The sequence below is a fragment of the Sulfurimonas sp. genome, from assembly GCF_029027585.1.
Taxonomy (GTDB): Bacteria; Campylobacterota; Campylobacteria; order Campylobacterales; family Sulfurimonadaceae; genus Sulfurimonas.
In genome coordinates, this window is the sequence record NZ_CP093397.1 from 2,372,467 (window position 1) to 2,391,991 (window position 19,525).

Consider the following 19,525-nt stretch of genomic DNA (forward strand, 5'->3'; position numbering starts at 1 on the left):
AGGGGTTCATTATATTATCTCCTTGGAAGTATTATTAACAGTGTTAAAAATAATATCAAATTTAAAAAAGGAGTAATATTTAAATCGCAATTAGTTAATCATCAAATGATTCAAATTTTTAAAATTTAATATAATAATCAAGGATAAAAATGAAAAAAATAATACTTAGTGCTTTAGCGTCAATTTTAATTACAACAGGAGCTACAGCGGATAGTTTTTTTGACTACAAACAGGAAATCGGGATTGGGACAAGTATTATTGAGCGTTCTGATAGTGAATGGGAAGGCAATTATGGTATTAACATTAACGGAAAGTTGATGAAATCGATTAATGACGCAATTGCTATTGGTATAACGATAAATATGGATTATAATCCATCTGTGCAACTTAGTAATGCTTCTTCAAATCCTACAGAGTATAATATAGACTTTCTACCAACAGTTACATATATTATAAATAAAGAAATTGATATAAGTGTTATGTTTGGATACGAATATGGTAAGTATGCCGCAGATTGGGGAGATTGGAACACACAAGGATTTAGTTATGGACTTGCTGCATCATATGCTATTACAGCACAATTGAGAGCTAATATTAGTGCACTTAGAACTAGTATGGATTTTACTACTTCATCTGATTCAGCAGTTAATAGTACTGAAAATACTAATCGTTATACTATTGGTATTGGTTATAACTTCTAAGATAAATTATATACTACGCCAGAAAGTATAGATGATCAAAAAATTGATATGGTAAACCTTTCAGTATCTTGGACAAATCACTGGGATGATTTATACTACAAATTCAATTGAATCTCTAAACGCCACCATTATTTTAGTTTTTGAATAGTTGGTGGGCAGGTTCTAAAAGCATCTTTAAAAGAGTTTACTCGTTTTTCTCGTATCTTACCTGCTGCTAACGGAGATAAAAAGTAAGCGATATCTATGCACTCATCAGCATCATAGTTATTATCATGTGTAAAATAAACATCTTTACCAAGTTTTACAGCTTGTGTTGCAATGTTCCTCGCGTAAACTATAATTTCTTTATGGTGTCTGTCATATTTGTGACCGCTTCCAAAATAAACAAACTTTCCATTTAAGCGCATGTTTAAGTAGTCTTGATAGTTTAATTCTTTATCATAGCGCGTAAGTTGAGATGAACTGTATCTATCTAAATCAGCATCTAGTTCTTCTAAGATTGGAGTTGGTTCAATATTGGCTTTGTTAAGATTAAAAAGGTACTTAATTTCTATAAGTTTCCCTCTATATCCCTCTCGTATAGATTTTGAAAAAATATTCATAACATCATTAAAATTCAACTCTTTATATTCGCCATCATAAATAAAATCTTGTTCACTAAGTTGTGAGTTGTTATCATAACCTATTGGACTCATGCTTGGGTTATATAAAAATATAGTTCCCGCAACTGTTTTACTCTTTTTTTTAAGCATTTTTTTTAAGCTAGTTAAGTCTATCTTTATATCTTGTCTATCTTCATCTTTTTCGTTGATGTATATGTAATGTTTAGTTAAGTACTCATGATCGAAGTTTGTTGAAAAATTCCAAATGTTTGCATTTATATTTCCTGTATATAATTAGTGGAATTGTACTATAAATATATAAAAAACTAGGGAAAGCCCTTATATAAGTATTTTTAAGACACTATAATGGTTCCCTTTTTCAAGACCAGTAAAACAAGTTTTCTTATTTTACCTCTTTACGATACCAGTGGTAACAGTTTTGCTCCTTTAGGATCTAAATTATTGACAGCTTTATAATAAACTTCATTTGGAGTTTTATATCCAATCGCCGAATGTAATCTTTTTTTGTTGTAAGAGTTCATATATATTTTTATTGCTCGATTGAGAGATTTTATATTCTTATATTCATTCAGATAAATTTCTTCATACTTAATACTTCGCCAGAATCTTTCGATGCAAATATTATCAGTAGCTCTACCTTTTCCATCCATTGAAATTTTAATGTTGTGTTTTTTGAGAATATCAACATGAACTTTTGAAGTATATTGACTTCCCTGGTCTGTGTTAAATATCTCTGGTTTAGGATAAAATGCGAGTGCTTCATTTAACACACTTTTAACTAAGGAAATATCCATTGTGTTAGAAAGTTTCCATGAGAGTATTTTTTTACTATGCCAATCTATTATTGCGGCTAAATATACAAAGCCTTTTTCCAGTTTGATATAAGTAATATCTGTACTCCAGACTTGATTAGTTTTTTCAATTACAACACGTCCAGCATAATCTCTAAAATCTTTTAGGAGATATGGATACTTATAATGTTCTTTGTTTGCTGTAGTGGTCTTAGGCTTAGGATACAAGGCTTCTATACCCATATACTTCATAGCTTTCTTAACGAACTTTTTCCCTATGCTATACCCATCTCTTAAAAGTTGAGCATGAATTCTTCTACTTCCATATGATGGAAAGTCTGAATATATATTATTTATAGCATCTAATATTTTCAAGTCTTTACCTCTACTAAACGGTTTAGTTGGAGTATAGTACAAACTCGACTTACTTACCTGTAGCAATTGACACTGCTTATTCTGTGATAATTTATGCTTAGCATCAAGTAGAGTTTTTCTCTCTTTAGATGAGGCCAAGCTTTTTAGCTTTTCCACAAGAAAATCCTTCTCAACAATTGTCTCTCCAAGTTTTTTTGCAATTGCATCTTTTTCATATTTAAGAGTATCAATTTCATCTTTGTATTCTTTTACAACAGTACTTTTATCAAATGCTAATGACATATTCTCAAGAAACTGTTTTTTCCAATTTCTTAAACTTAGAGGTAGGACTTCATATCCACTAGCTATTTCATTAACAGTTTTTTCACCCTCTAAAACTTCCAGTACTACTTTTGCTTTAAAATTTGCACTATAACTTTTTCTTTTTGCACTCATATTTAATTCCTATATTCTCTATTTCAATTTTATCATTTTTGAAATAAGAAAACAAATTTTACTGGTTCAGTTTTAGGGGTTCATTATACTTCAAAATTGTCATTTTATTAATACTACCAATTTTTCTATATGCTGATTATTATCAAACTTATCAAAGAAATAAATATTTGTTAGACCAACAAAAAATAAATCTTAAACATCAAAGATATTTAGATAATAAGAAAACAAGAGAAGAAGCACAACGGAATCAAGAAAGAAAAAGAAGAAATTATGAAGCAAAGAATCAAAATGAAAGATATTATAGAGAACAAAAATATAAAAACAGAAGAAATAATTATAATCAAAATAGTAACTTACAATATAATACAAAAATATATAATGTAAATAACTTTAAAAATAAACCTCAATTGAAATTAGATGAACTTCATATACTTGGTATAAATAGTATTAAGTTATTTAAAAAAGATAAGCTAATCATAAAAGCAACTAATGGAACATTTGCATTACCGAGAGATAAATTTGATGAAGCAGAAAAAATAAATTTTAATGAAAAACTGATGAAGTTTTGTAGATAAAAAAATAGTAGTCAGAGGGGTAATTAATCCCTCTGTTTTGATTAATATAAAGAGGGTGCGAACACCATTAACACTAAAAAGACTACTATCAGCTTAAAATACAAGATAAGCTCCTAACATTAGAATCCTAATCCCACACCTAACACCACTTGCTAAAAAAAAAATAGCAAAAAAAAAAGGCTAAGACCGAAGCCCTAACCTTTAATCTTCCAAAACAAAGCTTAGTAATTAAGTAAGCTTCTTAAGGAGTTATCTTGTATCACAACAAAAGTATATCAAAAGTAAAATAATATGTCAAAAGAAGAAATATAAAATTGTAACCGTTTTGTAACTGTAAACACTTTAAATCATAGTAAAGTTGTTACAAATATATCCTAAATCCCTTAATCAGCGTGTTTCTTAAATTGTACTATAAAAATAAGCATTTACTTGTATGCACTCTCTCGAGTAGTTACATGAACTACAAGAATCACTAATCTATCTTCATATTTTTTATACACAACTCTATACGAGCGAAGTTTTAAACGATAAAGAACTTCTTTTTGACCTTTAAGCTTTTTGATTTTGCCAGTATGCATAAGTATAATGGTTCCCTTTTTCAAGACCAGTAAAACAAGTTTTCTTATTTTACCTCTTTACGATACCAGTGGTAACAGTTTTGCTCCTTTAGGATCTAAATTATTGACAGCTTTATAATAAACTTCATTTGGAGTTTTATATCCAATCGCCGAATGTAATCTTTTTTTGTTGTAAGAGTTCATATATATTTTTATTGCTCGATTGAGAGATTTTATATTCTTATATTCATTCAGATAAATTTCTTCATACTTAATACTTCGCCAGAATCTTTCGATGCAAATATTATCAGTAGCTCTACCTTTTCCATCCATTGAAATTTTAATGTTGTGTTTTTTGAGAATATCAACATGAACTTTTGAAGTATATTGACTTCCCTGGTCTGTGTTAAATATCTCTGGTTTAGGATAAAATGCGAGTGCTTCATTTAACACACTTTTAACTAAGGAAATATCCATTGTGTTAGAAAGTTTCCATGAGAGTATTTTTTTACTATGCCAATCTATTATTGCGGCTAAATATACAAAGCCTTTTTCCAGTTTGATATAAGTAATATCTGTACTCCAGACTTGATTAGTTTTTTCAATTACAACACGTCCAGCATAATCTCTAAAATCTTTTAGGAGATATGGATACTTATAATGTTCTTTGTTTGCTGTAGTGGTCTTAGGCTTAGGATACAAGGCTTCTATACCCATATACTTCATAGCTTTCTTAACGAACTTTTTCCCTATGCTATACCCATCTCTTAAAAGTTGAGCATGAATTCTTCTACTTCCATATGATGGAAAGTCTGAATATATATTATTTATAGCATCTAATATTTTCAAGTCTTTACCTCTACTAAACGGTTTAGTTGGAGTATAGTACAAACTCGACTTACTTACCTGTAGCAATTGACACTGCTTATTCTGTGATAATTTATGCTTAGCATCAAGTAGAGTTTTTCTCTCTTTAGATGAGGCCAAGCTTTTTAGCTTTTCCACAAGAAAATCCTTCTCAACAATTGTCTCTCCAAGTTTTTTTGCAATTGCATCTTTTTCATATTTAAGAGTATCAATTTCATCTTTGTATTCTTTTACAACAGTACTTTTATCAAATGCTAATGACATATTCTCAAGAAACTGTTTTTTCCAATTTCTTAAACTTAGAGGTAGGACTTCATATCCACTAGCTATTTCATTAACAGTTTTTTCACCCTCTAAAACTTCCAGTACTACTTTTGCTTTAAAATTTGCACTATAACTTTTTCTTTTTGCACTCATATTTAATTCCTATATTCTCTATTTCAATTTTATCATTTTTGAAATAAGAAAACAAATTTTACTGGTTCAGTTTTAGGGGTTCATTATATCATAATATCACTTCCTTTTATGTGTATGATTATACACCTTTTATATGTATAAAGTCAAATATATTAAAAAATATACTATAATTCTCCACATGATTTATATGGCTTTTTTATTTTTTACTTTTATGATACTTATTTTTATTTTTTATGAGTGGCAATACTATATGATTTTTACTCCAACTCTGCATCGAGAAGATGAACTTGACGATAGTTTTGAGATGCTAAGTGTTAAAAGTGAAGATGGTGTTGAGCTTGAAGGTGTTGTTTTTACTCCAAAAGAGTTTAAAAATACAATGTTATTTTTTGGTGGTCGTTCGCATGATGTTGTTGGTTTGATAAATAAGCTTTCTGTCACTTACCCAAGTGTTAGAATCATCTCTTTTAATTACCGTTCTTATGGAAAAAGTGAGGGTAAGGCTAGTGAGAAAAATCTTTTTAAAGATGGACTTCAAATCGCAAAATTAACTCAAAAACATTATGGAGATTTTTATATTTTTGGATTTTCACTAGGTTCAAGTGTCGCTTCTTTCGTTGCAAGTAAACATAAAAGTTTAGGAGTTATTTTAGTTGGTTCCTTTGACTCCATAGCATCTGTTGCTAAAGAAAAGTTTGTACAAAGAGGTGGTTTTCCTATGGTAGATTTAAGTAATATCTTTAGATATAAATTTAGAAATTATGAGCATGTTCAAAGCATAGATGCTAAAACTTACCTTTTTGTAAGTCGTGATGATGAAACAACATATATACAAAATGCTATAAATCTAAAAGAACATATAAAAAACTTAGCTCTTTATAGAGAGTTAGATGGCTTAAGTCATAAAGAGTTGCTTTGGGATAAAGAAGTTACTGATGAAATAAATGGAGTTCTTAAATGAATGAATTTGGATTTTTTATAAAAAAGTGGGTTTCTTTTTTTGTTGAGCCTTATGGCATGATTCTTTTACTATTTATCTTTTGGTACTTATTTTTAAAAATGAAGAAAAAAAAGCTCTCAACGGCTTCACTTTATCTTGCTTTTACTCTTATGTTCTTGTTCTCTTATCCTCCATCTTCAAACTTTTTAATCACAAACTTAGAAGATATGCAAACAAAATATGACTATAAACAAGAGGCTAAATATATTCATGTTTTAGGAAGTGGACATAACACAGATGCTTCTCAGCCTCTCTCTTCACAAGTAAGAGCTACAGGCTTAACAAGAGTAGTGGAAGGTGTTGTAATTTATAATCATTTAAAAGGCTCAAAACTTATCTTTACGGGTTATGCTGGAAAAACGGATATTTCAAATGCACAGATGCATGCAAAAATGGCGATAGAACTTGGTGTAAAAGCAGAAGATATTATCGTGGGCAAAGAGCCAAAAGACACAAAAGAAGAAGCACTTTTTAGTAAAAAAATAGTGAAAGATTCTTCTCTTATTTTGGTTACATCTGCGAGTCATATGCCCAGAGCTGTAAGATTATTTTCAAGTTATGGACTTAATGTCATTTCAGCATCTACGGATTTTCAAAAAAGAGATGATATTAGTCTTTTTATGCTTCCAAGTATTGATTCTTTTGAAAACTCTCAAAGGGCTATGCACGAATATTATGGTATTTTATGGAGTAAATTAAGAAGTAAATAGTAGAATTCTATTATATTTTTCATAAAGAGAGCTTATCCATGTTTTTAAAACTTCCAAAACTATTAAGATTTTTGCTTATTTTTATACCTTCTTTGACATTCCTTTATGTTTTTATGCGAGTTGTTTTTTATATGGTTTTTTCTGACCCATCTTCTCCACTTATCTTTAGTGATTATGCTCAAGCTATGTGGCTTGGGTTTAGATTTGACTTAAGAATGGTTATTTTAATGACTTTACCACTCTTTTTATTTGGTGGTATTAAGTGGTTTAGTCCATTTAAGAGTAGCTTTTTTAAATATTTTTGGCTTCTTTATCTAAGTTTAGTATTTGCTTTTTACTTTATGTTTTATACTATTGACTTTGGTCACTTCGCTTATCTTCACACCAGAGTTGATTTTACAGCTATAAGATTTTTGGAAAATTTTGATATTTCTACTCAAATGGTTTGGGAGAGTTACCCTGTTATCTGGATATCTTTAGGTGTACTTTTGGCAAATTTTATTTTTATATTTTTAACATATAGATTGATTCTTGATATCCAAGAGCAAAAAGATGTTAAAGTATCTATTAGCCAAGGTATTATGTTTGGATTTGTAGCATTTTTGATTCTTCTTGTTGGCGGATATAGCAAGTTTTCTCAGTATCCACTTAGATGGAGTGAAGCGGCTTTTTCCAAACACGCTTTTGCTACTCAACTCACTTATAACCCTGTGCATTATTTTTTTGATACTTGGAAAAATGGAAGAGTATCTTATGATAAAAAAGAAGTTCAAAAATACTACTCTTTGATAGCTGATTTTTTAGGTGTTATAGATAAAGATGAAGAAAAGTTAAACTTTAAAAGAGAGATAACTCCAAAACACATAGTAGGTAAAAAACCAAATATTGTTATAGTTATTTTAGAATCTTTCGCTTCATATAAGTCTAATCTATCTGGCAATCCATTAAACCCATCTCCATATATGAATGATTTAGCTAAAAATGGTTACTTCTTTAAAAACTATTTTACTCCATCAACTGGAACTGCTCGTTCAATTTACACAACTGTAATAAGCCTTCCAGATGTAGAACTAAAGGGTACTTCTTCACGAAATCCTCTTATAGTTGACCAACATAGTATTGCTCAAGATTTCAAAGGTTATGAGAAGTCTTACTTCATAGGTGGTTCTGCTTCATGGGGAAATATTCGTGGTATGCTAACTCAGTCTATGACAAACCTAAAATTATATGAAGAGGGAGATTACTCATCACCTCGTAATGATGTTTGGGGTATTTCAGATATAGACCTTTTTCGTGAAGCAAACAAAGCACTTTCAAAAGAAAAAGAGCCATTTTTTAGCGTGATACAAACTTCAGGAAATCATAGACCATACACTATTCCAGATGATAGTTATGGTTTTAAAGTTAGAACTGACATAAGTGAAGATGAAGTTGTAAAGTATGGCTTTCAGTCTGTAAAAGAGTACAACTCGTTTAGATTTATGGACTACTCAGTTGGTCATTTTATCCAACTTGCAAGAAAAAGTGCGTACTACAAAAATACTATCTTTATCTTTTGGGGAGATCACGGCATCGATGGAAGAACTGGTGAGCATACATTTGTTGGAGAAAGTAGCTCAAACTTAGGTTTAGGCTCACATAGAGTCCCTTTTGTAATCTACTCACCACTTATAAAAGAGCCAAAAATATATGACACAGTTTTAAGTGAAATAGATGCTCTACCGACAATAGCATCTATGGCAAATATCTCATATACTGCGACAACTCTAGGTCGAGATGCTTTTGATGAAGAGTTTGATAATAGTAGATATGCTTTTACAATCCAGCATAGTTCAAACCCTACTATTGGTCTAGTTGGAGAAAAATACTACTTCAGAACTAAGGCAGACGGAACAAATGAGGCTCTTTTTGATATATATAGTGATTCCCCACTTGAAGATCATTCAAGTCAAAATGAAAAGTTACTAAAAAAGATGAAGGATTTAACCTTTGGCATCTATGAAACTGCTAAGTATATTCCTTATTTTAATAAACAAGCAGATGTTAAAAAGTAGTTAATATTTTATTTTAGAGAGGTAAAGTCCGTTACATGGTGCGGGTCTTATCTTAAAATTTTTCTCACAGTTTAGTTGCGAGATTATTTCAGATGCATCTAGCTTTAATAACGCTCCAACCATTAAGCGAATTTGACTTCTTAAAAATCCATTAGCTTCAAAATTTAAGACAATATATTTCTTATGTTTGTATGCAGATGCACTGAAAATTACTCTTATATTGCTTTTTGTATCACTTCCTGTTTTTTTAAAGTTTGAAAAATTATGTTCACCTATAAAAAGTTTTATATTTTTTTGTATTGCTTCAAAATCTACAGAGTCTAAAAATGTCACATAATTTGCTTCAAAAGGATTACTTTTTGACTCTTTTATGATGTAGCGATAAACTCTTTTTTTAGCACTATATCTTGCATGAAATTTTGCTTCTACTTTTTTAATATTTTTTACTTTTATGCTAGAAGGTAGCATCTCATTTAAAACTTTTTTTAGCTTTTTAATATCTGTCCAAAATTCAGGTAAATCAATATGACAAACTTGACCTGTAGCATGAACACCTTTGTCTGTTCTTCCAGATGCTATGATTTTAGAGTCTATGCTAAGAGTAGAGAGGACTTTTTGTAAATTACCAAGTATTGTGTTGTTTGAGCTTTTTTGAGTCTGTGAGCCTAAAAAGTGAGTACCATCATAGGACAAGATTAAAGCACAACGCATAAGGACTTTAAAACCTCTCTAAAATAGTTTTTTTGTATATATAGTAAGTTCCCGCTAACCATGTTACCAAAACAAAAGGAATGGTATAAAAAACTAAAGCTTTTTGGAGTCCTAAAGTTGCTCCATAAAAAATCAAGATACTTAAAAAAAGATATAGATATATTCTCCCTTTTTGATGACGAACATGAACAACACCAATACTAGCAACTAAAAAAAGACTTATAAGAGGAAAAAGACTTAACAAAACATCTGTAATCATCATATGAGTTTTACTCTCTTTTCGCTCATCTGAAAGCCAATACTCTATGGGTGAGCGGTAAGTTGCTAGGTCTGTTGCCATTGTGTCATTTATATACATTATTTCAAAGTTTATTTGTGATGATTTTTTTGTTGAGTAGCTATAACCTTGTCCATCAATGAGTTTAAGTCTTAAGATGCCTGAGTCGTTTATGATCTCTGCTTTATTTGCATTGATGATTATTTCTTCTTTTTTGTTTTTGTTAAATAAAATAACATTAGAGTAAGTTTCATTACCATTATCTTTACCAATATAAAGAAGCCAGTTTCCAAAACTATGTCCAAATTCAGACGCACTTAGATTGAATTTTGCTTCACTTTTTTTGTATGAAACAAAATTACTAGAGAGCGTAGTGGAGTGTGGAAAAAGTATGAAAAAGTCAAAAAGTAAAAGAGCTGAAAGTAAAGCGGCAGGTTTTAAAAATGTCTTTAGTATAAAGTTTGGACGGATGCCAAGAGAAAACAGAACAACCATCTCGTTATCTGTTGAGAGTTTAAATAGTGAAAGTGTAGCCGCTATAAAAAATGTAAGAGGTAAAGTGTAAAATAAAATCTCTGGTAAAACAAAAGTATAAAGTTTTATCATATCTAAGATACTTAGTTGTATAACTGCTGTATATGTTGCGAGTTTAATCATAAATATAACAGATGCTATGGCAAACAGAGGCATAAACATCGATAAAAATATCATAAAAAGATTGTTGAGCATATATTTTCTAAGTTTATCCATGGTTAATAATTTGCCTCAATGTATGAAAGTATTGGTGAATCGTAGATAAAAACTATAAAAGTGGCTAGTGCTAAAAAAGGAACAAAAGGAACCCTTTGTTGTTCGGCTGATTTGTTTAGCATAAGTAGCATTATGGGTAAGGCTAAAATGGCAGATAAAAATATTGCCACAAGCGTTAGTTTTGCACCAAGTAAAGCTCCCATAGTTGCCGCGACCATTATGTCGCCTTCTCCCATTGCTTCGATAAAGGGTGCTCTGTCATAATGTTTATTCCATGTCGTTTTTGTTTTTAGTCCTGCTCTGTAAATGCTAGATGTTAAGTAGTAAGAAAGTGTAAATCTTAAAAGTGTAAAACCTCCTGCAAAAAGTAGAGCATTTTGAAAATTTACAAAAATTCCATCCAAGTTCCATGCTCCAAAAATAGCAAAAAAGATAGCTAGAAGGTTTAAGGAATCTGGAACCATTTTGTATCTAAAATCAATGATAGACAAGGCTAAAAGCATTAAAAACTCAAACCTATTAAAAGTAAAGGCAGAGATAAAGAGTATTTAGTAGCTAGTATTAGAAATATAAGACCAGAAATAAACTCTATTACTGGGTACTGAACGGAGATACTAGACTTACAAAAAGAGCATTTTCCTCTTAAAAAAATCCAAGAAAATATAGGGATATTATGCCAAGGTTTTAGTGTATTTAAACACTTTGGACAATGAGATGAGCCAAAAACAACACTTTCATCTTTTGGAATCCTTAAAATTAAAACATTAACAAATGAGCCAATTAATGTACCAAGTACAAAAGCAAGTATCATTTCCATCATTTTAAACCTCCAAAACGGCGTTCAATTTTTGTAAATTTTTTTATAATTTTTTCTAAGTCTTGTGTCGAGAAATCAGGCCAAAGCGTATCTACAAAAAATAATTCTGCATAAGCCACTTGCCAAAGTAAAAAGTTAGAAAGTCTATGGTCACCACCAGTTCGGATAAGTAAATCAACACTATGTTTAGCATCTAGGGCATTACTGAGCATCGCTTCTGTTATGCTGTCTTCATCATTTTTAAGTTTATTTATTGCTCTTACTATCTCGTCTTGTGCGCCATAGTTTAGGGCTAAAGACTGAACTAAACCATCACAATGGGCGGTTTTTTCTTTTACTTCATTTATAGTCTTTTGCAAAGACTTTGAAAAAGCTCTTATATCACCAATAGGCTCAAATCTAACATTATTTTTTAGATAAACAGGAAGTTCATTTTTTAGGTATCTTTGTAAAAGTTTCATTAAAAACTCAACTTCTAAACGAGGTCTTTTCCAGTTTTCAGTTGAAAAAGCATATAGTGTTAATCGTTCTATATCAGGGTTGTTTGAGCAGTAAGTTGTGATATTTTTCACAACCTTTGCCCCTTCCTCATGCCCTTTTACTCTTTTTTTATCTTGAAGTTCAGCCCAACGACCATTTCCATCCATGATGATGGCTATATGTTTTGCTCTATTCATTTATAGATTTTTCGCATGTGAAATAACATCAAAAGATAAACTAAGCTTATCATTGTTTGGTAATATCTCGATTTTGTGAGGAGTTATAAACTCTATGGTATTTGTGTCACTTCCAAAACTTGATGAGTCTTTCAAAATATTTAAACAAACTGCATCAACATCTTTTTTATCTATCATTTTTGAAGCGTTTCTCATAGCTGTATCTTTATCCATCTCTGCTTTAAAGCCAATGGTTATGATACCTTTTTTATCGATAGAATTTAAAATATCAACATTTTTAGTTAAACTAAGTTCAAACTCTTCTCCTAACATCTCTTTTTTTAACTTTCCATCTTGAACAAATTTAGGAATATAATCACTAACAGCAGCTGCCATAAAAAGATAAGGCTCTTTTTGGATTAGATGTATTTGCTCATCTCTCATAAGAGTTGCTTTTGATAGTTTACCTTTTTTTGCGATGCGTATAGAGTCTGTTAAATACTCTAGCATCTCATCTGAACTCTCAACATCAATAGTATGAATTCCTTGAGGTATATTATCTTCAAATCTAGTTGCAATCAAGTTCACATCGGCACCCTTGCAATAAAGAGCAGTAGCTAAAGATGAAGCCATTTTACCACTTGAAAAATTTGAAAGATACCGAACATCATCTATCTTTTCAATCGTTCCACCACCTGTGACTATAACTCTTCTATCATTCCAAAACTCTTCTCTTAGCAACTCTCTTGCACTTTGCCAAAAGATACTAAGAGGTTCCGCCATCGCTCCATCACCAATAGTTTTACAAGCTAATTCTTTTACCTGAGTATCAACTACTTCATAGTTTGCAATAGAGAGCATTTTTAGATTAGCTTTTGTTATGGGATTTTCAAGCATATTTGTATTGGCTGATGGTGCTATGATTTTTGCGCTTGGGAATGCTAATGCACATTGCAAAAGCATATTATCAGCTATGGCATTCGCAAGTTTCGCAATTGTGTTTGCAGTTGCAGGAGCTATGATAAATATATCTGCCCACTGTGTTGTTTTTATATGGTTATGTTCATCTGTCCAAGATTCATTTGTATCATCTAAAACTTTATTTGATGTTAAGACTTCAAAGCTTAAAGGTGTGACAAATTTTTTAGATGCCTCACTCATAACAACTTTAACCTCTGCGCCTGCTTTTATAAAAAGTCTTGTAAGTTCAAGTGATTTGTAAACAGCTATAGAACCTGTTACACCTAAGAGTATTTTTTTATTTTTTAATAAGTCGGATGGAATAAGCATGAAATCACCTCTTTACTTGATTTTACCAAAAAATTTATAATAAAAATCTTTGATAGTTCTTAATTTAGTTCTACTTAAAACTAATGAGCCTTTTTTTACTGTTCCTGTCGTCACTGTTGTTCCTGCTGCTATCATTACATCATCCTCAAGTGTTACGGGTGCGACTAGATGAGTATCACTACCTACAAATACATTTTTACCTATGATAGTTTTATGTTTATTTATACCATCATAGTTACAAGTTATAAAACCAGCACCAATATTTGTACCAACATCTACTAAAGCATCGCCAATATAACTTAGATGCCCAGCTTTAACACCTTTAAGAGAGCTTTTTTTAACTTCAACAAAGTTTCCAATATGAGAATCTTCTATACACGAAGCAGGGCGAAGATGAGCTAAAGGACCGATATCAGAGTTTTTAACGATAGAGTCTTCTATAATACTGTTTGCTTTTATATGAGAGTTTTTTATGAGAGTTTCTCCAGTTAAACGACAACCATTTTCAACGATACACTCACCTTTAAATGTAACACTTTCTTCTACGAAGATGCTAGAAGGCAGTTGCATATTTACACCACTCATCATCCACTTTGCTTTAATAAAATCTTGCATAATTACTTCTGCCGCAGCTAAATCTACTCTTGAGTTAACACCCTTGAACTCTTCTTCATCTACTAAAAGTGGTACTATGCTGACTTCATCTTTTTTAGCCATTGCGATTACATCAGTTAGGTAGTATTCTTTTTGTGCATTGTCATTGCTAAGAAGAGGAATGTATTTCTCTAAAATATCTTTGGAAAAAGCATAGATGCCAGCATTTACAGTTGTGATTTTAAGTTCATCATTAGAAGCGTCTTTTTGTTCAACTATACTTTGAACTTCACCATCTTTTATTAAAACTCGACCATAACCATCTGGATTTTGTAAATCAAAAATAGACATGATTACTTTAGCATCTGTATCTAAAAAGCCTTGTAAAGAACTTGGCTTTATAAGAGGCATATCTCCATTTAAAACTAAAACTTTTTCATTTTTAGCTTTTACTCCCATCATCGCTCCACCAGTTCCAGGAAACTCTTTAGCATCTTGGCTCACGAAGTTTATGTCATCAAAATAAGACTTCATCTTCTCTATGACAACTTCTTTTTGGTGTGCGACAACAACTGTTATATCATTTGAGATTTCTAGTGAAGACTTTATGATGTGATAAAGCATAGGTTTACCGCTAATGTTATGAAGAACTTTTGCTGTAATGGATTTCATTCTACTGCCTTTTCCAGCAGCTAAAATAACTATGCTTATTTTGTTTTTATTCATCTGTTTCCTTCACATGTTGTGTTGTCTTTTTTGATGATAAATTCATCTTTAATCTCGCCATCAATAGTTAAAAATTTTGAACTAAGTGTGGTTGGTGTAATTTCTAGCATAATTGAACCCATGATTTCAAAAGCAAAGGGAAGTGCAGGGTGTTTTAGTTCTGCTCCATCTAACTTAGAAGAAGAACCACATACTTGATAGATAGTACCACTATTTTTTGTGGCTTTAAGAGGTTTTGTGTAGCAAGAATCATTATCTTGAACTAGATGCTCTTTTGGATTAAAAGTATCACTTGTTCCAAGATGATTTAGTAAAAGTTTTGAGCGTTCATAATCATGTGAGTGTCCACTTAAAACCAAATCTACTCCAAACTCATCAAAGATTGGAATAAGATGCTCTCTTACTCTTTTCATGCGACCACCACTATCAGAACTGTTATCAGAATCATGTCCACCATCTGTATATGGTGGAGTGTGAAGAGCAACTATAACCCAAGGTTTTTTGTTCTCTGCTAAGTCTTTTTTTAACCATTTTGAGAGGTTAGAATTCACATCAAATCTTTGTGTTTCACTATCGAGCATTACAAGGTGAAGATTTCCATTGTCAATGGAGTAGAAATTCTCACTGCCACTAGCAACTCCACCACTTTCACCCTTAGTAGGAAAATCCCAAATATTATAAAATGCCCATCTTCTAGCATCGTGATTACCGATAACTGCCCAAGGAACAAACTGTTTTAGAAGTTTTTTGTATGGCTCAAAAAGTTTTTCATTGTACTGTTTTTGAGTTCCACTTCTGTATGCGTTATCTCCTAAAAGTAGCCACATATCGAGCTTATTTATATCATTATCCATGAATTTAAGCATCTGAGCATAAACCTGCTCTTGATTTTCTCCTTTTTCCCCACTATCTCCGATCACCCATAAAAGCTGTTTATCCGAGTTTTTACAAAGTGTTTTAAAGCTTCTGTTTGTATTGTCTATTTCTAATGTTTTTGAGGAAACTTTGTAGTAGTATTTTGTACACTCATTTAAGCCTGAAATAGTTAGTGAATGTTTGTTTGTTTCTTTTGTATCTATAATATTTTTATCAAGGGTATCTTCGAAAAAACCATATTCTACTTTTCCCATTTCATACTTTGGACTTTGCCATTTAACAGTTATTGAATTTTGTGTCTGCATAACCAAGTATGGTGCGCGAGGAACGAAAACATAACTATCATAAGTTACAACACCTAATCTTCCGATGCCATATATGAGAACAATAGCAACTAAAAAAATTGCAATTCTTTTAAATATTTTCATGGATTTTATCCTTAAATTTAGAATATAAATAGATAGTAGAAAAACTACCAACCATAATACCTGCAAAAATATCACTTATAAAATGATCATTTGCTAAAATTCTACTAGAAACTATAACAATTCCAGCGCTTACTATCAAATATAGATGACGAGGAAACAAAATAATCAAATAGGTAAAAACTGCCGCAACAGTGGTTGTATGTCCTGATGGAAAAGAGGAGTAGGTAGTTGGTGATTCTAAAACAGTTGCAAAGTGGTACTTCATCTTCTCTAATATTCCAAGGTCGAAATTTTGAAAAAGTAAAAATCCATAATCATCACTATCACCTCTCATACCCCAAGGTCGTATGCGTCCAAAAAGCTGTTTTAAAACTAAACTTATAAGACCTGAAAAAATATTGATATAAAGTAAAAATAGAAATCTTTGCTCAAATAATTTGTTCTTTTTGAAATACTTAAAAAATATAAATCCAATAATTGCAGTTCCTATATACCAATGTGATTCGCCAAGTATGCTGATTGTATCGCCAATATGCTCATAGCTTGGAATATTTGCTAAAAAATACTCAGCAACACTTTTATCTACAAAAAAGTAGGATAAAAAGGTAAGTGCTGTGAGAATTAAAAAGTAAATCATTTAAGACCTTGAAAATTTGTACATTTAACAAGCTCAATAGTATTTGGCTTACTTTTATCTAGTGTTACATTGAAACTTTTTAGTTTTTCAACTTTGTCACATTTCATATAGTTATTTACATTTTTGTGTAGGAAGTTTATGTCTATAACAATCAAATCTTTTCCTATTGGAGATGATTTTTCCCAAATATCAAACTGGTCATCTCTTGAATCTATAAGAAACATTTTAGAGCGGTATTTGTCATTGTAAAAGATAGCCCGAGATGCTAAAGTCCAGTGAGTTACTGCTAGGCTTTCTCCGTCTTTTATAGCCCCGTTTGCTTCTTTTAAGATGTTTTCAAAACCATAAATATCGATTTGCAGTGAATTTTCATCTGGAAGAGGTATGATTTTAGTTGCAACTTCTATATAGATTAACGCCGAGACTATTAGACCAAAACCTATACCAATTTTAAGATATTTTTTATAACCTTTTGAGAGTTCATAAAAATAATAGACACCAATAGGAATAAAAAGCATATAAAATAGTGCACTCCAATGTGGAAGAGCCGTTTTATAAAGTGCAGAATAGGTAAAAAATGAAAATAATACTAAGCCAAATAAAGCTGATAAAAATAGATAAGAATTTTTAGATCTAAGAGATTTGTAAAGTCCAAAAAATGCTAAAGGAAAAAGAAAAGGATTATAAGCAATAAACTGACCAACTAGAGATGTTGTAAAACCATTCCAGTTTATACTTGAAGCTCCTACTACATGATTGCTTTGATAGATAAGACTTGCAAAATCTGTTTGTATATTCCAGTAAATTACAGGTGAAACAATCAAAAGAGCAAGAAAAGCAGATGGAATGATATTTGGTGAAAATAAAATATCAAATCTGCGTCTAATAATAAAATATAAAATTATTGGAATTAAAAATAAAATAGCTGTGTATTTTGCTAAACCTGCAAGACCTAAAAAAAGACCAAGCATAAGCCATGAACGATTACTTCCTTTTTCTTCAATCGCTATAACGCTGTATATGATTGGAATGATTAGCAAAAAAAGCAAAGTATCTGGCATCGTCATCAAAAATAGAGCGTTAAAAAGAAAAGAAGCGTGAAGAGCTAAGATGGCAATAAAACTTCTTTTTGAATCTTTATCAATTTGAAATATAAGAAAGTAGATAAAGATAGAAGTAAAAAAACCGATGCTTATAGCACTTACTCTTGCTCCAAACTCATTTAAGCCAAAGATAGATGTAAAGATATACTGAACCCAACCAACAAGAGGAGGGTGGTCATAATAACTCCAGTCAAGGTTTAAAGCATAAATAACATAGTGTGCTTCATCCGCACCAAGCCCCAAATGTGGAGCTAAAAGTAGTCGTATTATTGCAACTAAAGCTATAAAAGCAAAAAAAGGCGAGTGTGCTTTAATAGAGTTCATCAAGTTTTGGTTTGAGTGTGTTAAATACCCACTCAGGAGTTATTATTTTTATACATTGGTTGTCAGAACAAGGTGTTTTTCTATGGTTTGAAGCACTTACACAAGGACTACAAGACATACCTGCATAGATAGGAGTAGTTGGTCCAAGTGAGCCATAAAGAGCAGGTGTTTCAGGTCCAAATAAAACAAAAGTGTGCATATCTGTGATAGATGCAAAGTGAGCGGGTCCCGAGTCATTTGTAAGCATAAATTTACTCACACTATAAAGAGCGGGGAGTTGTAGAAATTTAACTGCACCAGCAAAGTTTATACATCTCTTGTCGTCTACATAATTTGTTAAAATCTGTGCTCCCTCTTTTTCAGCAGGTGCACCCGTAAGAAGGATAATCACTTTTGTATTAGCAGCTAAAATCATTTTTATTACATCACCATAGTTCTCTTTATCCCATCTTCTTTGAGGAAGTAAGTCTGATGCATTTGAGTTTACTAAAATAACTGGATTTTTATCTTTGTCAAAACCTTCATACATTTTAGAGATTGTTACAATGATACTTTCTTTTTGATTTTCATTTACTTGTGCTTTTGTGATTACGATTTCATCTTCATCAATTACGCGTTTAGTAAATGGAAGTTCTTGTTTTTCACTTAAAAGAGCATCTACTAAAGCTATAAAGTTTTTAGCAATATGCTGATGAGCATTATAAGCAACTTTTTTAGTTAAAAAATCTCCTCTATAAAGTCCTTCGTTATGAAAAGAGTGAAAGCCTACAACATTAACTGCTCCACATGTCGCACTTAGTAGTGCTGTGAAACGAGAAAATAGTTCTAAGTCTATGACAGAATCTATCTTGTTTTTACGACACCATTTTAAAAAGTTTATGGCACTTATGGCTAGGTTTGGAATGGAACTTTCATCAATAGTAAAAATATTTTCTTCTTTTACCGTGCCAAGAAGTTGAAGGCTTACTTTATTTTTAGAAAATATAACAAAAAATAGTTCACCTTCTATGTTCTTTTGAAGTTTTCTCATAGCAGGATCAACGATAATCGCACTTCCCATCTCTGATAGTTCGATAAGAAGAACATTTTTAGGTTTTATTTTTTTAGGTGGCTTGAAAAATTCAATAGTTTTTTTAATTATAGTACCAAAAAATGTTAGTGGAACACCAGCGTAATGGTCGATGTTTCTCATAGTATCTACATTCATATAATTCCTTTAGTTTGTTTTATT

General features: G+C 31.2%; 20 protein-coding genes. 5 read left to right on the forward strand and 15 right to left on the reverse strand.

From position 1 onward, the window contains the following. The first annotated feature begins 149 nt into the window (after window positions 1-149). Window positions 150-701 (forward strand): outer membrane beta-barrel protein, encoded by a 552-nt coding sequence (locus MOV50_RS12295; protein ID WP_321778191.1) that lies wholly within the window; start codon window positions 150-152, stop codon window positions 699-701. A gap of 128 nt (window positions 702-829) precedes the next feature. On the opposite strand, the gene MOV50_RS12300 is transcribed toward MOV50_RS12295, so the two are convergent. Then, window positions 830-1,453 carry a hypothetical protein gene (locus MOV50_RS12300; RefSeq protein WP_321778192.1) on the reverse strand — a complete coding sequence of 208 codons (624 nt, stop codon included), beginning with the start codon at window positions 1,451-1,453 and terminating at the stop codon, window positions 830-832. 266 nt (window positions 1,454-1,719) lie between these two features. After that, window positions 1,720-2,925, reverse strand: a complete 1,206-nt coding sequence (locus MOV50_RS12305; RefSeq protein ID WP_321777146.1) for an IS3 family transposase — start codon at window positions 2,923-2,925, stop codon at window positions 1,720-1,722. A 167-nt stretch (window positions 2,926-3,092) separates the two neighbouring features. On the opposite strand from MOV50_RS12305, the gene MOV50_RS12310 reads away from it, so the two are divergent. Next, window positions 3,093-3,500 carry a hypothetical protein gene (locus tag MOV50_RS12310; RefSeq protein WP_321778193.1) on the forward strand — a complete coding sequence of 136 codons (408 nt, stop codon included), beginning with the start codon at window positions 3,093-3,095 and terminating at the stop codon, window positions 3,498-3,500. A 425-nt stretch (window positions 3,501-3,925) separates the two neighbouring features. Here MOV50_RS12310 and MOV50_RS12315 read toward each other — a convergent pair whose 3' ends face one another. Both MOV50_RS12315 and MOV50_RS12320 read right to left on the reverse strand, forming a co-directional pair. Next, entirely contained in the window at window positions 3,926-4,078 is a 153-nt protein-coding gene (locus MOV50_RS12315; protein WP_321778194.1) for a hypothetical protein, read from the reverse strand. Window positions 4,079-4,135: 57 nt separating this feature from the next. Next, window positions 4,136-5,341, reverse strand: coding sequence for an IS3 family transposase (locus tag MOV50_RS12320; RefSeq protein ID WP_321777146.1), 1,206 nt, complete (start codon window positions 5,339-5,341; stop codon window positions 4,136-4,138). A 187-nt stretch (window positions 5,342-5,528) separates the two neighbouring features. Between MOV50_RS12320 and MOV50_RS12325 the strand changes: the two genes are divergently transcribed. From MOV50_RS12325 to MOV50_RS12335, 3 genes are read left to right on the forward strand one after another with little or no spacing between them, the layout of a single operon-like run. Further along, a complete protein-coding gene (locus MOV50_RS12325; protein WP_321778195.1) occupies window positions 5,529-6,302 on the forward strand; it encodes an alpha/beta hydrolase in 774 nt (257 codons plus the stop codon). Continuing rightward, window positions 6,299-7,051, forward strand: a complete 753-nt coding sequence (locus MOV50_RS12330) for a YdcF family protein (protein WP_321778196.1) — start codon at window positions 6,299-6,301, stop codon at window positions 7,049-7,051. Before MOV50_RS12325 ends, MOV50_RS12330 begins: the two co-directional genes overlap by 4 nt. Window positions 7,052-7,089: 38 nt before the next feature. Continuing rightward, on the forward strand, window positions 7,090-9,105 hold the full coding sequence (locus MOV50_RS12335) for an LTA synthase family protein (protein ID WP_321778197.1): 2,016 nt from the start codon (window positions 7,090-7,092) through the stop codon (window positions 9,103-9,105). Here MOV50_RS12335 and truA read toward each other — a convergent pair whose 3' ends face one another. Genes truA through MOV50_RS12385 form a run of 11 tightly spaced genes read right to left on the reverse strand, consistent with a single transcriptional unit; the run spans window position 9,106 to window position 19,501 of the window. Next, entirely contained in the window at window positions 9,106-9,816 is a 711-nt protein-coding gene (gene truA, locus MOV50_RS12340) for a tRNA pseudouridine(38-40) synthase TruA (RefSeq protein ID WP_321778198.1), read from the reverse strand. It abuts the gene before it with no gap. Window positions 9,817-9,823: 7 nt separating this feature from the next. After that, window positions 9,824-10,843, reverse strand: a complete 1,020-nt coding sequence (locus MOV50_RS12345; RefSeq protein WP_321778199.1) for an LptF/LptG family permease — start codon at window positions 10,841-10,843, stop codon at window positions 9,824-9,826. A 2-nt stretch (window positions 10,844-10,845) separates the two neighbouring features. Beyond that, window positions 10,846-11,346 carry a prepilin peptidase gene (locus MOV50_RS13535; protein WP_415846371.1) on the reverse strand — a complete coding sequence of 167 codons (501 nt, stop codon included), beginning with the start codon at window positions 11,344-11,346 and terminating at the stop codon, window positions 10,846-10,848. Beyond that, on the reverse strand, window positions 11,346-11,663 hold the full coding sequence (locus MOV50_RS13540; protein WP_415846372.1) for a prepilin peptidase: 318 nt from the start codon (window positions 11,661-11,663) through the stop codon (window positions 11,346-11,348). The genes MOV50_RS13535 and MOV50_RS13540 overlap by 1 nt, the downstream gene beginning before the upstream one ends. Then, a complete protein-coding gene (locus tag MOV50_RS12355; protein ID WP_321778200.1) occupies window positions 11,660-12,337 on the reverse strand; it encodes a di-trans,poly-cis-decaprenylcistransferase in 678 nt (225 codons plus the stop codon). The genes MOV50_RS13540 and MOV50_RS12355 overlap by 4 nt, the downstream gene beginning before the upstream one ends. Next, window positions 12,338-13,606, reverse strand: a complete 1,269-nt coding sequence (gene coaBC, locus MOV50_RS12360; protein ID WP_321778201.1) for a bifunctional phosphopantothenoylcysteine decarboxylase/phosphopantothenate--cysteine ligase CoaBC — start codon at window positions 13,604-13,606, stop codon at window positions 12,338-12,340. Between the two features lie 12 nt (window positions 13,607-13,618). After that, window positions 13,619-14,926 (reverse strand): bifunctional UDP-N-acetylglucosamine diphosphorylase/glucosamine-1-phosphate N-acetyltransferase GlmU, encoded by a 1,308-nt coding sequence (glmU, locus tag MOV50_RS12365; protein WP_321778202.1) that lies wholly within the window; start codon window positions 14,924-14,926, stop codon window positions 13,619-13,621. Then, window positions 14,923-16,230 (reverse strand): metallophosphoesterase family protein, encoded by a 1,308-nt coding sequence (locus MOV50_RS12370; protein ID WP_321778203.1) that lies wholly within the window; start codon window positions 16,228-16,230, stop codon window positions 14,923-14,925. The genes glmU and MOV50_RS12370 overlap by 4 nt, the downstream gene beginning before the upstream one ends. Then, window positions 16,217-16,867, reverse strand: a complete 651-nt coding sequence (locus MOV50_RS12375; RefSeq protein WP_321778204.1) for a phosphatase PAP2 family protein — start codon at window positions 16,865-16,867, stop codon at window positions 16,217-16,219. Before MOV50_RS12375 ends, MOV50_RS12370 begins: the two co-directional genes overlap by 14 nt. After that, entirely contained in the window at window positions 16,864-18,294 is a 1,431-nt protein-coding gene (locus MOV50_RS12380; RefSeq protein WP_321778205.1) for an ArnT family glycosyltransferase, read from the reverse strand. Before MOV50_RS12380 ends, MOV50_RS12375 begins: the two co-directional genes overlap by 4 nt. Then, the gene (locus tag MOV50_RS12385) at window positions 18,281-19,501 is read right to left on the reverse strand and encodes a glycosyltransferase family 9 protein (protein WP_321778206.1); all 1,221 of its coding nucleotides are present in this window, start codon (window positions 19,499-19,501) and stop codon (window positions 18,281-18,283) included. The genes MOV50_RS12380 and MOV50_RS12385 overlap by 14 nt, the downstream gene beginning before the upstream one ends. Between the last annotated feature and the right edge of the window lie 24 nt (window positions 19,502-19,525).

Bases quoted from the DNA above. Each gene is read 5' to 3' on its own strand.
- MOV50_RS13535 (WP_415846371.1), bottom strand. From the start codon at position 11,346: ATGCTTTTAGCCTTGTCTATCATTGATTTTAGATACAAAATGGTTCCA.
- MOV50_RS12320 (WP_321777146.1), bottom strand. From the start codon at position 5,341: ATGAGTGCAAAAAGAAAAAGTTATAGTGCAAATTTTAAAGCAAAAGTA.
- MOV50_RS12370 (WP_321778203.1), bottom strand. From the start codon at position 16,230: ATGAAAATATTTAAAAGAATTGCAATTTTTTTAGTTGCTATTGTTCTC.
- MOV50_RS12330 (WP_321778196.1), top strand. From the start codon at position 6,299: ATGAATGAATTTGGATTTTTTATAAAAAAGTGGGTTTCTTTTTTTGTT.
- MOV50_RS12295 (WP_321778191.1), top strand. From the start codon at position 150: ATGAAAAAAATAATACTTAGTGCTTTAGCGTCAATTTTAATTACAACA.
- MOV50_RS12325 (WP_321778195.1), top strand. From the start codon at position 5,529: ATGGCTTTTTTATTTTTTACTTTTATGATACTTATTTTTATTTTTTAT.
- MOV50_RS12345 (WP_321778199.1), bottom strand. From the start codon at position 10,843: ATGGATAAACTTAGAAAATATATGCTCAACAATCTTTTTATGATATTT.
- MOV50_RS12355 (WP_321778200.1), bottom strand. From the start codon at position 12,337: ATGAATAGAGCAAAACATATAGCCATCATCATGGATGGAAATGGTCGT.
- MOV50_RS12385 (WP_321778206.1), bottom strand. From the start codon at position 19,501: ATGAATGTAGATACTATGAGAAACATCGACCATTACGCTGGTGTTCCA.
- MOV50_RS12335 (WP_321778197.1), top strand. From the start codon at position 7,090: ATGTTTTTAAAACTTCCAAAACTATTAAGATTTTTGCTTATTTTTATA.
- MOV50_RS12315 (WP_321778194.1), bottom strand. From the start codon at position 4,078: ATGCATACTGGCAAAATCAAAAAGCTTAAAGGTCAAAAAGAAGTTCTT.
- MOV50_RS12300 (WP_321778192.1), bottom strand. From the start codon at position 1,453: ATGCTTAAAAAAAAGAGTAAAACAGTTGCGGGAACTATATTTTTATAT.
- truA (WP_321778198.1), bottom strand. From the start codon at position 9,816: ATGCGTTGTGCTTTAATCTTGTCCTATGATGGTACTCACTTTTTAGGC.
- coaBC (WP_321778201.1), bottom strand. From the start codon at position 13,606: ATGCTTATTCCATCCGACTTATTAAAAAATAAAAAAATACTCTTAGGT.
- MOV50_RS12305 (WP_321777146.1), bottom strand. From the start codon at position 2,925: ATGAGTGCAAAAAGAAAAAGTTATAGTGCAAATTTTAAAGCAAAAGTA.
- MOV50_RS12375 (WP_321778204.1), bottom strand. From the start codon at position 16,867: ATGATTTACTTTTTAATTCTCACAGCACTTACCTTTTTATCCTACTTT.
- MOV50_RS13540 (WP_415846372.1), bottom strand. From the start codon at position 11,663: ATGATGGAAATGATACTTGCTTTTGTACTTGGTACATTAATTGGCTCA.
- MOV50_RS12380 (WP_321778205.1), bottom strand. From the start codon at position 18,294: ATGAACTCTATTAAAGCACACTCGCCTTTTTTTGCTTTTATAGCTTTA.
- glmU (WP_321778202.1), bottom strand. From the start codon at position 14,926: ATGAATAAAAACAAAATAAGCATAGTTATTTTAGCTGCTGGAAAAGGC.